This window comes from Actinomycetospora corticicola (genome assembly GCF_013409505.1).
Lineage (GTDB): Bacteria > Actinomycetota > Actinomycetes > Mycobacteriales > Pseudonocardiaceae > Actinomycetospora > Actinomycetospora corticicola.
On sequence record NZ_JACCBN010000001.1, the window covers coordinates 1 to 16,517 of the forward strand.

4 protein-coding genes, 1 tRNA gene and 4 rRNA genes are annotated in these 16,517 nt (G+C 66.9%); 8 read left to right on the top strand and 1 reads right to left on the bottom strand.

All coding sequences use genetic code 11. The annotated features are described in order from the left end of the window. Positions 1-143: 143 nt before the first annotated feature. A tRNA-Arg gene (locus BJ983_RS00005) sits at positions 144-220 on the bottom strand. A gap of 72 nt (positions 221-292) precedes the next feature. Here BJ983_RS00005 and BJ983_RS00010 point away from each other — a divergent pair. The 8 genes from BJ983_RS00010 (at position 293) to BJ983_RS00045 (ending at position 16,254) form a co-directional block, all read left to right on the top strand. Beyond that, positions 293-2,200, top strand: coding sequence for a cytochrome c oxidase assembly protein (locus tag BJ983_RS00010; protein WP_179791921.1), 1,908 nt, complete (start codon positions 293-295; stop codon positions 2,198-2,200). A gap of 423 nt (positions 2,201-2,623) precedes the next feature. Next, positions 2,624-4,153, top strand: a 16S ribosomal RNA gene (locus BJ983_RS00015). 548 nt (positions 4,154-4,701) lie between these two features. Continuing rightward, a 23S ribosomal RNA gene (locus BJ983_RS00020) occupies positions 4,702-7,793 on the top strand. 133 nt (positions 7,794-7,926) lie between these two features. Further along, positions 7,927-8,043, top strand: a 5S ribosomal RNA gene (gene rrf / locus BJ983_RS00025). The 16S, 23S and 5S rRNA genes sit together here, the layout of an rRNA operon. Before the next feature lie 1,118 nt (positions 8,044-9,161). Next, positions 9,162-9,683, top strand: coding sequence for a single-stranded DNA-binding protein (locus tag BJ983_RS00030; protein WP_179791922.1), 522 nt, complete (start codon positions 9,162-9,164; stop codon positions 9,681-9,683). A 51-nt stretch (positions 9,684-9,734) separates the two neighbouring features. Next, entirely contained in the window at positions 9,735-11,411 is a 1,677-nt protein-coding gene (gene ettA, locus BJ983_RS00035; RefSeq protein WP_179791923.1) for an energy-dependent translational throttle protein EttA, read from the top strand. A gap of 53 nt (positions 11,412-11,464) precedes the next feature. Beyond that, complete coding sequence (locus tag BJ983_RS00040) at positions 11,465-14,398, top strand: hypothetical protein (protein ID WP_179791924.1); 2,934 nt, start codon at positions 11,465-11,467, stop codon at positions 14,396-14,398. A gap of 326 nt (positions 14,399-14,724) precedes the next feature. After that, a 16S ribosomal RNA gene (locus tag BJ983_RS00045) occupies positions 14,725-16,254 on the top strand. The last annotated feature ends 263 nt before the right edge of the window (positions 16,255-16,517 follow it).

Consider the following 16,517-nt stretch of genomic DNA (forward strand, 5'->3'; position numbering starts at 1 on the left):
TCGTCGTCGTGCGGGAGCCCGCGCAGGGGGACCACGACCGTGTCCCGTTCCCCGACCGTCATGGCCCGTAGTGTGCCGAGCCCCCCTGCCGTCGCGGGGCCGTTCCGCGGAACTGGCGGCCGGGCGGACCGGAGTCGGACCTGTGGCGCCCCCGGCAGGACTCGAACCTGCGACCTTGGCATTAGAAGGGCCTTGCTCTGTCCATCTGAGCTACGGGGGCCGACCCGTCACCAGCCTAGTCGGGGTGGTCGGGATCGCAGCCCGTGCCCGACGCGGCCCCTACCCTGGAGCCGTGGCCGGACCGAGCACGACCGACGCCGGGGCCCCGCCCGGGCCTCGTGGCCGTCCGTCGACCACCTCCACCGTGCTCTCGCAGGTCCTCCCCGGTGCGGCGGTGGCGGCGGTCGTCGCGCTCGCGCTCACCGCGCTGTCCGGTGCGGAGACCTACGCCCGGCTCGGTCTCCCCGACCCGGGCCCCGTCGTCACCTACGGCCTCCCCGTGGTGCGCGCCCTCACCGAGTCGGCGGCCGTCGTCACGGCCGGGCTCCTGCTCCTCGCAGCGCTCCTCGTCCCGCCGCGCGGTCTCGGCTGGCTCGGCGCGGACGGCTACCGGGCCGTGCGCATCGCTTCCTGGACGGCGGCGGCCTGGGCCGGGGGCGCGCTGGTCACGGGCGTGTTCGCCGTGGCCGACGCCTTCGCCCGCCCGCTGTCGGTGGTCCTGACCACGAGCACGCTCAGCGAGTCCCTCGGCGGCCTCCCCGCCGCGCGCACCTGGTTCCTGACGGCGGGTGTGGCGCTCTGCTGCGCGGTCGTCTGCCGCCTCGGGTTGTCCTGGCTCACGACGACGGGCGCCTTCGCGCTGTCCGTGCTCGGGCTCCTGCCCGCCGCCTTCGGCGGCCACTCCGGGACGGGCTCGGCGCACGACGTCGCCATGAACAGCCTCGCCCTGCACGTCGTCGCCGCGGCGCTGTGGATCGGCGGGCTGGTGGCCGTCCTCGTGCACGCCTCCGTCGGAGGGGGCGACCTCGCGACGGGCCTGCGCCGCTTCTCGACGACGGCCTTCTGGTGCTGGGTGGTGCTGGCGCTGTCCGGGACCGTCAACGCCCTCCTGCGCGTGAACCCGGCCGACCTGCTCACGAGCACCTACGGGCTCCTCCTGCTCGCGAAGGTCACCGGACTCGTGGTGCTCGGTGTCTTCGGGGCGGCGCACCGCACCCGCACGGTGCCCGAGGTGGTCGCGGGCTCCCGGGCGGCGCTGGTGCGGTTGGGCGGCGTCGAGGTCCTGATCATGTTCGCGACCGTCGGTGTCGCGGTCGCCCTGGGGCGCACCCCGCCCCCGGAGATGTCGGGGCCGCTGCCCACGCGGGTCGAGGCGCTCCTGGGCTACTCGCTCGACCGACCGCTCGACCTGACGGGACTGGTCACCGCCGCACGCCCGGATCTCCTGCTCGGCACCGCCGCCGTCGTCGCCGCGCTCGCCTACCTCGCGGGTGTCCGCCGCCTCCGTCGTCGGGGGGTGTCGTGGCCCGCCGCCCGGACGGCTTCCTGGCTCGTCGGGAGTGCGGTGCTGCTCGTGGCCACCTCGAGCGGGATCGGGGCCTACGCGCCGGCGCAGTTCAGCGTGCACATGCTCCAGCAGGTCCTGGTGATGGTCGTCGTCGCTCCCGCCTGGGTGCTCGGACGACCGGTGGCCCTGCTCGCCGCGGTCCGCCCGCCCGCCGCGGAGGGGCCGCCCGGACCGGTGGAGTGGCTCGCCGCGGTCGGCCGCTCCCGCCCCGGCCGGGTCCTCACGACGCCGGTGGCCGCGGGTGCGCTCTTCGTCGGCACGGGGTGGGTGCTCGACGCGGGTGGGTTGTTCGACGTCCTGGTGACCGGTCACGTCGGGCACCTGACGATGACGGTCTGGGCCCTGGTCGCCGGGTGCCTGCTCGCCCGGGCCGTCACCGACCCCGACCGCTCGACCCGCGCCCGGGTCGCGACGGTGCTCGTGGCTGCCGCCGCGCAGATCGCTCTCGCGCTCACGGTGGGCACGTCGTCCCGCATCGTCGGCGCGGAGTACTGGCGACAGTTGGGGTTGGCGTTCATCGACCGTCCGGCCGACCAGATGGCGGGGGCCGTCGTCCTCGCTGTCGCCGCCCTCCCGGTGCTGGCGCTGGCCGCGGTGGTGCGCAGACCCGCTGACGTGCAGGTTTCGACCTGACCGACCCCCGGTGAACGGGCCCTGCCAGCGGGGCGTAGTGTTCTCTTCGCACCCGGGGAACGGACGCTGACAGCGGCCGGCCGGGACATCGGATCACTGCTGAGGAGCACTCCTCCGGGTCCGGTACAGTCGAAGACGGAGCGGTCCACGAGCCTTCGTGGCGGAGTCGGACCGCTTCCCGGTTGCTTGCCCAAGGGCGGGCCCACTCCGGGGTTCACCCCCTGGATTCGGGTCCGAAGAGCTTCCGGTACAGTGGAATCACCGCGACGGAATCCGCCGAGAAATCGGCCGGCACAAGCGCGTGTGGTCGTCCTTTGAGAACTCAACAGTGTGCTGACGTTTTTGTGTTCTGGCCCCGACTGTGGTTGGGGTTTGTTTGGATTGCTAGTTTTTGTCAGGGACTTTGATCGTCTCTAACTGTTTTTGTTGGAGAGTTTGATCCTGGCTCAGGACGAACGCTGGCGGCGTGCTTAACACATGCAAGTCGAGCGGTAAGGCCCTTCGGGGTACACGAGCGGCGAACGGGTGAGTAACACGTGGGTGACCTGCCCTCCACTCTGGGATAAGCCCGGGAAACTGGGTCTAATACCGGATAGGACTACTGGGTGCATGCCTGGTGGTGGAAAGTTTTTTCGGTGGGGGATGGGCCCGCGGTCTATCAGCTTGTTGGTGGGGTGATGGCCTACCAAGGCGACGACGGATAGCCGGCCTGAGAGGGTGATCGGCCACACTGGGACTGAGACACGGCCCAGACTCCTACGGGAGGCAGCAGTGGGGAATCTTGCGCAATGGGCGGAAGCCTGACGCAGCAACGCCGCGTGGGGGATGACGGCCTTCGGGTTGTAAACCTCTTTCGCGATCGACGAAGGCCCACTTTCTGTGGGTTGACGGTAGGTCGAGAAGAAGCACCGGCCAACTACGTGCCAGCAGCCGCGGTAATACGTAGGGTGCGAGCGTTGTCCGGAATTATTGGGCGTAAAGAGCTCGTAGGCGGTGTGTCGCGTCGGCCGTGAAAACCTGGGGCTCAACTCTGGGCGTGCGGTCGATACGGGCATCACTTGAGTTCGGCAGGGGAGACTGGAATTCCTGGTGTAGCGGTGAAATGCGCAGATATCAGGAGGAACACCGGTGGCGAAGGCGGGTCTCTGGGCCGATACTGACGCTGAGGAGCGAAAGCATGGGTAGCGAACAGGATTAGATACCCTGGTAGTCCATGCCGTAAACGTTGGGCGCTAGGTGTGGGGTCCATTCCACGGGTTCCGTGCCGCAGCTAACGCATTAAGCGCCCCGCCTGGGGAGTACGGCCGCAAGGCTAAAACTCAAAGGAATTGACGGGGGCCCGCACAAGCGGCGGAGCATGTGGATTAATTCGATGCAACGCGAAGAACCTTACCTGGGTTTGACATGCACCAGACAGGCGTAGAGATACGTCCTCCCTTGTGGTTGGTGTGCAGGTGGTGCATGGCTGTCGTCAGCTCGTGTCGTGAGATGTTGGGTTAAGTCCCGCAACGAGCGCAACCCTTGTCCCATGTTGCCAGCGGGTTATGCCGGGGACTCATGGGAGACTGCCGGGGTCAACTCGGAGGAAGGTGGGGATGACGTCAAGTCATCATGCCCCTTATGTCCAGGGCTTCACACATGCTACAATGGCCGGTACAGAGGGCTGCGAAGCCGTGAGGTGGAGCGAATCTCGTAAAGCCGGTCTCAGTTCGGATCGGGGTCTGCAACTCGACCCCGTGAAGTCGGAGTCGCTAGTAATCGCAGATCAGCAACGCTGCGGTGAATACGTTCCCGGGCCTTGTACACACCGCCCGTCACGTCACGAAAGTCGGTAACACCCGAAGCCCGTGGCCCAACCCGCAAGGGGGGGAGCGGTCGAAGGTGGGACTGGCGATTGGGACGAAGTCGTAACAAGGTAGCCGTACCGGAAGGTGCGGCTGGATCACCTCCTTTCTAAGGAGCATCTGCCTCGGATCGTCGTCACTGGTCCTGGTGACTGCTGCCTATTTCGGGTGGCGGCCGGAGTCCGGTGCGGCGGAGGGCCACCGCATCTCGCAGTGTCGTCTTCTTGGATGGTGCTGTGTGGGTGGGTGGTTGCTTACTGGATTGAAGTGGAACGGAACACGAGCTTCTCCTGGTTTTCGGGCCGGGGGGCGTTGGCACACTGTTGGGTCCTGAGGGGACGACGCGCCCTCACATTCATCGGCCTGCTTCTCCTTTCGGGGGGAGGGTTTTCGGGTTGGTTGGGTGTGGGGGTTGTTGTTTTCTCTGGACAGTCACTGCCGGTGCCCCTGTGGGGTGGTTCGGTGGTGGTCTGTGGGTTGGGTTGTCAAGTGGACAGTGGACGCGAGCATCTTTTTTCTGGTCGCCACGATGCTTCCGGTCTGTTCTCTTCGGAGGGCGGGGTCGGTGGTGGTTGTGGTGTGACCGAGTTTTGCTTGATGACTATTGTTGATCGCCGATGGCCGCATGCATGTGTGTGTGGTTGTTGTTGGTGTGTTGGTCAAGTTGTCAAGGGCGCACGGTGGATGCCTGGGCATCAGGAGCCGATGAAGGACGTGGGAGGCCGCGATAGGCCTCGGGGAGCTGTCAACCGAGCTGTGATCCGAGGGTGTCCGAATGGGGTAACCCGGCAGCCGTCATGGGCTGTCACCCCCGCCTGAATGTATAGGGCGGGTGGAGGGAACGCGGGGAAGTGAAACATCTCAGTACCCGCAGGAGAAGAAAACAACAGTGATTCCGTGAGTAGTGGCGAGCGAAAGCGGAAGAGGCTAAACCCCGCTTGTGTGATAGCTGGCAGGTGTTGCTGGTGGGGTGTTGTGGGGCGTCATGTCCGGGGGCTGCTGACCCTGGGCGTGGTGGTGGATGGTTAGTCGAAGGCGTTGGGACGCGCCGGCGTAGAGGGTGAGACCCCCGTAGACGAAAACTGTTCATCATCGCGTGGTGACGTGCCCGAGTAGCAGCGAGCCCGTGAAATTCGCTGTGAATCTGCCGGGACCACCCGGTAAGCCTAAATACTTCCTGATGACCGATAGCGGACAAGTACCGTGAGGGAAAGGTGAAAAGTACCCCGGGAGGGGAGTGAAATAGTACCTGAAACCGTGTGCCTACAAGCCGTCAGAGCCTGGTCTTCGGATCGGTGATGGCGTGCCTTTTGAAGAATGAGCCTGCGAGTTAGCGGTACGTGGCGAGGTTAACCCGTGTGGGGTAGCCGTAGCGAAAGCGAGTCCGAACAGGGCGTCGATAGTCGCGTGCTCTAGACCCGAAGCGGAGTGATCTACCCATGGCCAGGGTGAAGCGCCGGTAAGACGGTGTGGAGGCCCGAACCCACCAGGGTTGAAAACCTGGGGGATGAGCTGTGGGTAGGGGTGAAAGGCCAATCAAACTCCGTGATAGCTGGTTCTCCCCGAAATGCATTTAGGTGCAGCGTCGCGTGTTACTCACCGGAGGTAGAGCACTGGTTGGCCTAGGGGGCCTACAAGCTTACTGAAGTCAGCCAAACTCCGAATGCCGGTGAGCTCGAGCGCGGCAGTGAGACTGCGGGCGATAAGGTTCGTAGTCGAGAGGGAAACAGCCCAGATCGCCGGCTAAGGCCCCTAAGCGTGCGCTAAGTGGGAAAGGATGTGGGATCGCCCAGACAACCAGGAGGTTGGCTTAGAAGCAGCCACCCTTGAAAGAGTGCGTAATAGCTCACTGGTCAAGTGGTCCTGCGCCGACAATGTAGCGGGGCTCAAGCGCACCGCCGAAGCCGCGGCAACACCACGGACACCTAACGGTGGTGGTGTTGGGTAGGGGAGCGTCATGCGGGTGGTGAAGCGGCGGAGTGATCCAGCCGTGGAACCCGTGTGAGTGAGAATGCAGGCATGAGTAGCGACAGCAGAGTGAGAAACTCTGCCGCCGGATGACCAAGGGTTCCTGGGCCAGGTTTTTCCGCCCAGGGTGAGCCGGGACCTAAGGCGAGGCCGACAGGCGTAGTCGATGGACAACGGGTTGATATTCCCGTGCTCGTGTAGGCGCGTCCATGGCGAGCCCAGGTGTGCTAACCGCCCGAACCCCATGACTCCTTCGGGAGTCGGACGGGGGAGCGCGGGATCCTGCCTGGTAGTAGCCAAGCGATGGGGTGACGCAGGAGGGTAGCTCCGCCAGTGAGTGGTTGTACTGGTGCAAGCGTGTAGGCCGGCGTATAGGCAAATCCGTACGCCACATAAGGCTGAGACGTGACGCATAGCCGTTGAGGCGAAGCAGAGTGATCCCATGCTGCCGAGAAAAGCCTCTAGCGAGTTCCTACGCGACCCGTACCCCAAACCAACACAGGTGGTCAGGTAGAGAATACCGAGGCGTTCGAGCGAACTGTGGTCAAGGAATTCGGCAAAATCCCCCCGTAACTTCGGGAGAAGGGGGACCCTGTTACCTGAAGCTCTTCGCGGGCTAGGGTGGTGGGGTCGCAGAGACCAGGGGGAAGCGACTGTTTACTAAAAACACAGGTCCGTGCGAAGTCGCAAGACGATGTATACGGACTGACTCCTGCCCGGTGCTGGAACGTTAAGGGGACCGGTTAGGCCTCACGGCCGAAGCTGAGAACTTAAGCGCCAGTAAACGGCGGTGGTAACTATAACCATCCTAAGGTAGCGAAATTCCTTGTCGGGTAAGTTCCGACCTGCACGAATGGAGTAACGACTTCCCCGCTGTCTCGACCACAGACTCGGCGAAATTGCACTACGAGTAAAGATGCTCGTTACGCGCGGCAGGACGGAAAGACCCCGGGACCTTCACTACAGCTTGGTATTGGTGCTCGGTTCGGCTTGTGTAGGATAGGTGGGAGACTGTGAAGCTCGCACGCCAGTGCGGGTGGAGTCGCCGTTGAAATACCACTCTGGTCGAATTGGGCATCTAACTTCGGGCCATGATCTGGTCCAGGGACAGTGCCTGGTGGGTAGTTTAACTGGGGCGGTTGCCTCCCAAAGGGTAACGGAGGCGCCCAAAGGTTCCCTCAGCCTGGTCGGCAACCAGGTGTCGAGTGCAAGTGCACAAGGGAGCTTGACTGTGAGACCGACAGGTCGAGCAGGGACGAAAGTCGGGACTAGTGATCCGGCACCACCTTGTGGAAGGGGTGTCGCTCAACGGATAAAAGGTACCCCGGGGATAACAGGCTGATCTTGCCCAAGAGTCCATATCGACGGCATGGTTTGGCACCTCGATGTCGGCTCGTCGCATCCTGGGGCTGGAGTAGGTCCCAAGGGTTGGGCTGTTCGCCCATTAAAGCGGTACGCGAGCTGGGTTTAGAACGTCGTGAGACAGTTCGGTCCCTATCCGCCGCGCGCGCAGGAGACTTGAGGAAGGCTGTCCCTAGTACGAGAGGACCGGGACGGACGAACCTCTGGTGTGCCAGTTGTCCCGCCAGGGGCACGGCTGGTTGGCTACGTTCGGAAGGGATAACCGCTGAAGGCATCTAAGCGGGAAGCCCGTTCCAAGATGAGGTCTCCCACCCCATGAGGGTTAAGGCCCCCACCAGACCAGTGGGTTGATAGGCCAGACATGGAAGTACCGCAAGGTATGCAGTGGACTGGTACTAATAGGCCGAGGACTTGCCCGACACACCACCAACACCCACACACTGGGTCGGCGGTGACTCAACAAGTCCCTCAAGCGCAACCGAAAAGCTCTGCTCGCGTCCACATCCACACAACCCGACCCCCCACAGCACGACCGTGGGGGTGGTTCGGTGTTCCGGTGGTCATAGCGGAGGGGAAACGCCCGGTCCCATCCCGAACCCGGAAGCTAAGCCCTCCAGCGCCGATGGTACTGCGACCGCCAGGTCGTGGGAGAGTAGGACACCGCCGGAACACCCAACCACCCCCACCACAAGCCCCCCGAGCCACAGGCCCGGGGGGCTTTCGTGCATCCAAGGCACACACGCGCCCCACCCGCTCCCGCCATCTGCCGGCCCTCGGCCCCCACCGGCGCAGCCGCGAGATACACACCAGGCACCCGGAAAGTGCTCGAAGCCTGACTGATGTGCACCTCGGCGAACCGGGCGCCTGTGGGTTCGCCCCACGAGACCCCGAGACGCACACCAGGCACCTGGGAAGGGCTCGGAGCCTGCCTCATGTGAACCTCGCCGAACGAGCTGGGCTTTGGTACCGCCAGCACAACGCGAGATACACACCAGGCACGTCCCAAGCGGCCGGGCCTGCCTGACGTGCACCTCGCGAACGGCCCCCGAGGGCTTACTGCCCGCGGACTCGAGATGCACACCAGGCATCCGAACGGCCGTCACGGCCTGCCCCACGTGCACCTGGCCGATCGGGCCCGCCAGTCGACCGACGCGGAGCACCGCGAGACGTACGCCAGGCACGTTCAAGGCGGCCGAAGGCTGCCTCATGTGAATCTCGCCGAGGGGCGAGTTGGTCGCCCCCGGGAGCTGCGGCCACGAGATGCACACCAGTCATGTTCGGGGCCTCCGGGACCTGCCCCACATGCACCTCACCGAATGGGCTGACGACGAACCCACGGCACGCGCGACGGGCCTGCCGGCTTCCTGGTGAACGCTGTCCACGCGAGATGCACGTCAGGCACGGCCCGAGGCCGCCACGAGCTGCTACCGATAGACCGTGCACAGGCATTCCGAAGCCCTTGATGCACTCCAGTGGCTCCCGTGGTCCGGGACGCATCTCCTTCAGTCCCGACTGCGCGAGGTCGCGGCGAGTCAGGCTTCTCGAGGTCGCTCGTCCGGCAACCCGCACTCTGTCCCCGCCTTCCCGGCCGGTCGTACTCACCGTTCGATCGCGCCTCCGCCGCACGGTTCCTTGCTCCGGACGGTCCACCGACTTGTCCCCACCGGCACATCCGCCGGCAGTTCTCCACAAGGCGGACGTCGAGATTCCCGGTCTCCGTCCCGACGCGGGCAGGCTCGAACCCGCACGAGCCGGCCGTCCGCCGGCGCAGCGAGGGGATGAGAACCATGTACGAGACCTGGGTGACGGTGTCCGGCAACGTGGCCACCGATGTGACGTGGCGACGGGTCGGGGAGAGCACGGTCGCCAACTTCCGACTGATGAGCAACGAGCGCCGCTTCGACGGACAGAGTGGTACCTGGCAGGACGGCAAGCGGCTCGCCGTGCGCGTGACCTGCTGGCGGGCGCTGGCCGAGAACGTCCGCATGTCGGTCACGAAGGGCGACCCGGTGGTCGTCCACGGCCGGCTCCACACGAGCGACTACGAGCAGGACGGCGTCAAGCGCAGCTCGACCGAGATCGACGCGCAGAGCGTCGGTCTCGACCTCCGCAAGGTGTGCACGAAGGTCGTCGTGCTGCAGGACGCCGGAGTGGACGACGGCCGCGGACCCGTGGACGTCTCGCACCTGACCGTGGTGGAGGACGACCTGCCGGCCGCCCGGTACACGGACCTGAGCGGTCCGCCCGCGGGGCCGATGTCGGACCTGGAGGACGACGAGGTGTTGGGGGAGGAGGCCCTCGCGGGCTGAGGGGCGACCGGGCCCGGGGAGCGGTGCGTACCGCCAACTACCATCGAGGGCGTGGCTGAGTTCATCTACACCATGAAGAAGGTTCGCAAGGCCCATGGCGACAAGGTGGTTCTCGACGACGTCACGCTGAGCTTCCTGCCGGGAGCGAAGATCGGCGTCGTCGGACCGAACGGCGCGGGCAAGTCGAGCGTTCTCAAGATCATGGCCGGACTCGACCAGCCCAACAACGGCGACGCGTTCGCCGCTCCCGAGGCCACGGTCGGGATCCTGCAGCAGGAGCCCCCGCTCAACGAGGAGAAGACGGTCCTCGGCAACGTCCAGGAGGGCGCCGGGGATGTCGCGGTGAAGCTCGCGCGCTACAACGAGATCGCCGAGCTGATGGCCACCGACTACTCCGACGAGCTCATGGAGGAGATGGGTTCGCTCCAGGAGGACCTCGACAACGCCGACGCCTGGGACCTCGAGTCCCAGTTGCGGCAGGCGATGGACGCCCTGCGCTGCCCGCCCGGTGACTCGCCGGTCACGCACCTCTCCGGAGGGGAGCGTCGTCGGGTCGCGCTCTGCAAGCTCCTGCTGAGCAAGCCCGACCTGCTCCTGCTCGACGAGCCCACCAACCACCTGGACGCCGAGAGCGTGCAGTGGTTGGAGGGTCACCTCGCGTCCTACGCGGGTGCCGTCCTCGCCGTGACGCACGACCGGTACTTCCTCGACAACGTCGCCCAGTGGATCCTCGAGCTCGACCGCGGTCGGGCCTACCCCTACGAGGGCAACTACTCCACCTACCTGGAGAAGAAGGCGGAGCGCGTCGCCGTCCAGGGCCGCAAGGACGCGAAGCTGCGCAAGCGGCTCGCGGACGAGCTGGCGTGGGTCCGGTCCGGCGCGAAGGCGCGGCAGGCGAAGAGCCGGTCCCGTCTGGCCCGCTACGAGGAGATGGCGGCGGAGGCCGAGAAGACGCGCAAGCTGGACTTCGAGGAGATCCAGATTCCGCCGGGTCCGCGTCTCGGCAACGTGGTCGTCGAGGTGTCGCACCTCGACAAGGGCTTCGACGGCCGGGTGCTGATCAAGGACCTGTCCTTCTCCCTGCCCCCGAACGGCATCATCGGCGTCATCGGACCGAACGGCGTCGGCAAGACGACGCTGTTCAAGACGATCGTCGGGCTCGAGCAGCCCGACAGCGGCACGGTGAAGGTCGGCGAGACGGTCAAGCTCTCCTACGTCGACCAGAACCGCGAGGGGCTCTCCGGCACCGAGAACGTCTGGCAGGTCGTGTCCGACGGGCTGGACTACATCCACGTCGGGAACGTCGAGATGCCCTCCCGTGCCTACGTCTCCGCATTCGGCTTCAAGGGGCCCGACCAGCAGAAGCCGGTCAACGTGCTCTCCGGTGGCGAGCGGAACCGGCTGAACCTGGCCATGACGCTGAAGCAGGGCGGCAACCTGCTGCTGCTCGACGAGCCGACGAACGACCTCGACGTCGAGACGCTCTCCTCGCTCGAGAACGCCCTGGAGAACTTCCCGGGCTGCGCGGTGGTGGTCTCCCACGACCGCTGGTTCCTCGACCGCGTCTGCACGCACATCCTGGCGTGGGAGGGCACGGACGACGACCCGGCGTCGTGGTTCTGGTTCGAGGGCAACTTCGCGGACTACGAGCAGAACAAGATCGCTCGGTTGGGTCAGGAGGGCGCGCGCCCGCACCGGGTCACGCACCGCAAGCTCACCCGGGACTGAGGTCCCGCGGGGTCGCGGGAGGGTCCTGCGGCCGGGTCGAGAAGGGAGCGGTCGTGGCCGCACGTCGCGAGCACGGCGCGCCGTCCGCGCTCACCGTCCTCGAGGTCGCCGAGGGGCTGCGGTGGAGCGACCCCGCCCTCGGGGCCTCGCTGGCCGAGCACGTCCGGCGTCTCGCCGGGGACGACCCGACCGTGCGGGCGGCGGCCGACCGCTCGGTGATCCGGTCCCTCAGCGAGTCCGACCGGTACGACGACGTCGTCGAACGCGGGGTCCCGTTGCTCACGGAGGCACGCAGTCGGGGCGATCGCGAGGACGGTGCCGCCGTCCTCGTCGAGCTCGCGGCCGCGGCCACCGCCCTGGGGGACCCGCAGCTCGCCCGCCGTGTCCTCGACCGTCTCGGACCGGTCCACGACCTGCCGGCCCGCGTCGGTGCCACGGCCTGCGCGGCCCGGGCGGAGGCCTGCGCGGCGGAGGGCGACGTCGCCGCCACGGATGCCGCCGGCGATGCCGCTGCCACCATGCTCCTGCGCGTCGCCCAGCCGGAGTCCGCCGTGGTCCGGGCCCGCATCGAACTCGCGCGCGGCGTAGCCCGCCGACGAGCCGGCAATGTCGAGGGTGCACTCGCCGTGCTGACCTCCACGGTCTCCGCCGATCCTTCCGGGGACGTCGACGGTGGGCGGCGGTCCCTGGCGGCCGCCGCGGAGGTCGCCGAACTCCTCGTCGAGGCCGGACGTGCGGAGGAGGCGGCGAGCCGGGTCCGCACGCTCCTGCCGGACGGGACTCCGGGCCCCCACGTGGTTGCGGCGGTCGGGCGCATCCGTCTGGCGCTGGCGGCAGGCTCCGACGACGGCGGCGCAGCGGCGACCAGAACGGCCGAGGAGCTCGAGGCGGCCGGACGGAGTGCGGACGCCGCGCGCGCCTGGGACGTGGTCGCCGCCCTCGCGGAGGCGAGCGGAGACCTCGGGCGGGCCCTCGCGGCGCTCCGTCGCGGACACGCGCTGGCGTCGACGGCGCGGGGCACCGGTGACCGTGCGCTGCGGGACCTGTCCGCGGTCGCAGAAGGTGCTGGTCTGCTGGCCGAGCCGACCGGCCCGGAGAGCCTCGGGGGGCCCGATGGCACGGGGACTGCCGGTGGCTCGAACGACTCCGACGGTGTCGCGGCGACGCCGACGCCGGTCGGGCGTCGTGGCCGGCGCAACGGCACCGCCGGTGAGCCGACAGCGCCACCGCAACCGGTAGCGGCGGCTCCGGAGTCGGCGGCCGGTGAGCCGGGAGAGGCGATGCCACCGGAACCCGGCGCCCCGGCGCGTCCCTCGGTCGACCTCGCACCTCCTCCACCGCTCGCAACGTGGCCGGACGCGAAGGAGCTCGTCGGCCACGGAGCGGTCGAGGGATCCCCGGAGCGCACTGGTGCGGCCTCCCCCTCCGAGGGAGTCGCCGAGTTCTCCGCTCCCGCGTCGTCCGGTCCGACCTTGCCGCCCGCGGAAGCGGCTCCACCGGAGCAGGAGCTCACGGCAGCCGTCGGTGCGCCCCGTTCCTCCACCCGCGACGAGCTCGCCGAACTCCTGGCCTCCCTCACACGCTCCGTCGACTCGTCCCGTGCGGCGGCCTCGGCGATGGGACTGGAACCCGCGCCGCCGGCGTCCGCGCCCGAGAACCCGTCGGCGTCCACGGACCGGCTTGTCGAGCACGCCCCGGCGCCCTTCGCCTTCGGCGCGGAGCCGGCCGTGGACGCGGACCCGCCGTCGAACCCCCGACCGACGGCGGAGCCGTTCGCGACGCGTCCGACGTTCGACGCCTTCTCGACGGCGCCGTTGCGAGACGACGCGGCGGACACCGACGGTGCGAGGACGCCGGTTGCGCCGCTTCCTGACGACAGGTTCGCCCCGGCGGACGACGGCCGGTCGAACGACCGATCCGCCGAGATCGCCCCCGGGACCACCGTCGGGTCCTATGCCGCCGGCACTTCGGACGACCTCCTCGGAGGTTTCTCCGGGTGGGGGGCCTCCGACGACCGCGCGTCGGAGGTCCGACGGGCGGCGGGCGCCGCCACGACGCCGGCTGCCGGGGACGACGGGCGACGGCTCGACCCCGGTGTCGCGCCGACCCGTCCTGCTCCGTCGCCGCGGCCGGTGTCCGCGGCCTCGAACGGGAGCACATCGCCTCGTTCCGAGGACCGGCGGGCCGAGTCCGACGACCAGGGCCCGTCGGCCTCGGGAGCGGAAGCCGGTCTGACGAGGCGGGACGAGGCGGCGGTCGGCTCGACGACGACGTCCGCCCCGGAGAACGGGACGAGGCCGCCCGCCGATGCGCGGCCGCGCTCGCGGAGCAGCGCGCCGCACGACGGCGATGCGAACGGACTCTCCGACGGGGACGTTCGCCGTGCGTCGTCGGACGACCCGATTCGACGCGGGTCCGGCGCGGACGCCGAGGTGCGTCGCGAGGTGCGAGGGGATGTGGGACGTCCGCGGCCGGACCAGGATGCCGTCGCGCGCTCCGAGCAGACGCGACCGGACGAGCACCGCCGGACGCCTGCGCCCACGCCGGGCCCTGCAGCCGATCGGCCTGTCGACGAGTACGGCGAGGAGCTCGCGCTCACGCTCGCCACCGTGCTGGGCGAGTACCACCTCCCGGACGTGCCGATGCCGCCGCGTCGTGACGGTCGACGTGCGACGCCCCCCGACCCGGCCGGAAGCGGAGCGGCCGGCGAGGTGTCGGTCCCCTCCGCACGCCGACACACGTCGGGCTCGATGCCCGTGCCCGGGGAGCCCGGTCGCGTGTCGCGCGCCGAGCCGCCGGTCGACCCCGCGTCCCCCGTGGCGGGCGCGCAGGGGCGGGACGGTTCGTCGGCCGGTCGGGGGCGGCCACCCGAGTCCGGAGCACGTCTGGCCGACCTCCTCGCCGAGGCGATGGACGCCTTCCGGCACGTGGGGCCCGACGCCCAGGATGGCGCTCGCGGGCCCGGAGTGGGGTCACGGAGGGCCTGAGCTGCGAAAAGCCCGAAAGTGGACCCCCCTGAAACGGGCCCTGATCGGGCGTGTAATGTTCTCCATGTCGCCAGAGCGAAGGGGTTGCCCCGGAGCCGGGCGGCGGGATAGGTTCGAGGGGTTGCCCTCCAGCTAGTCTGGTAGGCTGAAGCCTCGAACGGAACACCGAGCGGTGCCGCATCCCGGTGGGGTGCAGGGCAGGTTCGTGTGGTCGTCCTTTGAGAACTCAACAGTGTGCTGACGTTTTGTGTTCTGGCCCCGACTTTGGTTGGGGTTTGTTTGGATTGCTAGTTTTTGTCAGGGACTTTGATCGTCTCTAACTGTTTTTGTTGGAGAGTTTGATCCTGGCTCAGGACGAACGCTGGCGGCGTGCTTAACACATGCAAGTCGAGCGGTAAGGCCCTTCGGGGTACACGAGCGGCGAACGGGTGAGTAACACGTGGGTGACCTGCCCTCCACTCTGGGATAAGCCCGGGAAACTGGGTCTAATACCGGATAGGACTACTGGGTGCATGCCTGGTGGTGGAAAGTTTTTTCGGTGGGGGATGGGCCCGCGGTCTATCAGCTTGTTGGTGGGGTGATGGCCTACCAAGGCGACGACGGATAGCCGGCCTGAGAGGGTGATCGGCCACACTGGGACTGAGACACGGCCCAGACTCCTACGGGAGGCAGCAGTGGGGAATCTTGCGCAATGGGCGGAAGCCTGACGCAGCAACGCCGCGTGGGGGATGACGGCCTTCGGGTTGTAAACCTCTTTCGCGATCGACGAAGGCCCACTTTCTGTGGGTTGACGGTAGGTCGAGAAGAAGCACCGGCCAACTACGTGCCAGCAGCCGCGGTAATACGTAGGGTGCGAGCGTTGTCCGGAATTATTGGGCGTAAAGAGCTCGTAGGCGGTGTGTCGCGTCGGCCGTGAAAACCTGGGGCTCAACTCTGGGCGTGCGGTCGATACGGGCATCACTTGAGTTCGGCAGGGGAGACTGGAATTCCTGGTGTAGCGGTGAAATGCGCAGATATCAGGAGGAACACCGGTGGCGAAGGCGGGTCTCTGGGCCGATACTGACGCTGAGGAGCGAAAGCATGGGTAGCGAACAGGATTAGATACCCTGGTAGTCCATGCCGTAAACGTTGGGCGCTAGGTGTGGGGTCCATTCCACGGGTTCCGTGCCGCAGCTAACGCATTAAGCGCCCCGCCTGGGGAGTACGGCCGCAAGGCTAAAACTCAAAGGAATTGACGGGGGCCCGCACAAGCGGCGGAGCATGTGGATTAATTCGATGCAACGCGAAGAACCTTACCTGGGTTTGACATGCACCAGACAGGCGTAGAGATACGTCCTCCCTTGTGGTTGGTGTGCAGGTGGTGCATGGCTGTCGTCAGCTCGTGTCGTGAGATGTTGGGTTAAGTCCCGCAACGAGCGCAACCCTTGTCCCATGTTGCCAGCGGGTTATGCCGGGGACTCATGGGAGACTGCCGGGGTCAACTCGGAGGAAGGTGGGGATGACGTCAAGTCATCATGCCCCTTATGTCCAGGGCTTCACACATGCTACAATGGCCGGTACAGAGGGCTGCGAAGCCGTGAGGTGGAGCGAATCTCGTAAAGCCGGTCTCAGTTCGGATCGGGGTCTGCAACTCGACCCCGTGAAGTCGGAGTCGCTAGTAATCGCAGATCAGCAACGCTGCGGTGAATACGTTCCCGGGCCTTGTACACACCGCCCGTCACGTCACGAAAGTCGGTAACACCCGAAGCCCGTGGCCCAACCCGCAAGGGGGGGAGCGGTCGAAGGTGGGACTGGCGATTGGGACGAAGTCGTAACAAGGTAGCCGTACCGGAAGGTGCGGCTGGATCACCTCCTTTCTAAGGAGCATCTGCCTCGGATCGTCGTCACTGGTCCTGGTGACTGCTGCCTATTTCGGGTGGCGGCCGGAGTCCGGTGCGGCGGAGGGCCACCGCATCTCGCAGTGTCGTCTTCTTGGATGGTGCTGTGTGGGTGGGTGGTTGCTTACTGGATTGAAGTGGAACGGAACACGAGCTTCTCCTGGTTTTCGGGCCGGGGGGCGTTGGCACACTGTTGGGTCCTGAGGGGACGACGCGCCCTCACATTCATCGGCCTGCTTCTC

Excerpts from the sequence above, each read along its gene's own strand:
- BJ983_RS00030 (WP_179791922.1), top strand. The coding sequence starts at position 9,162 with ATGTACGAGACCTGGGTGACGGTGTCCGGCAACGTGGCCACCGATGTG.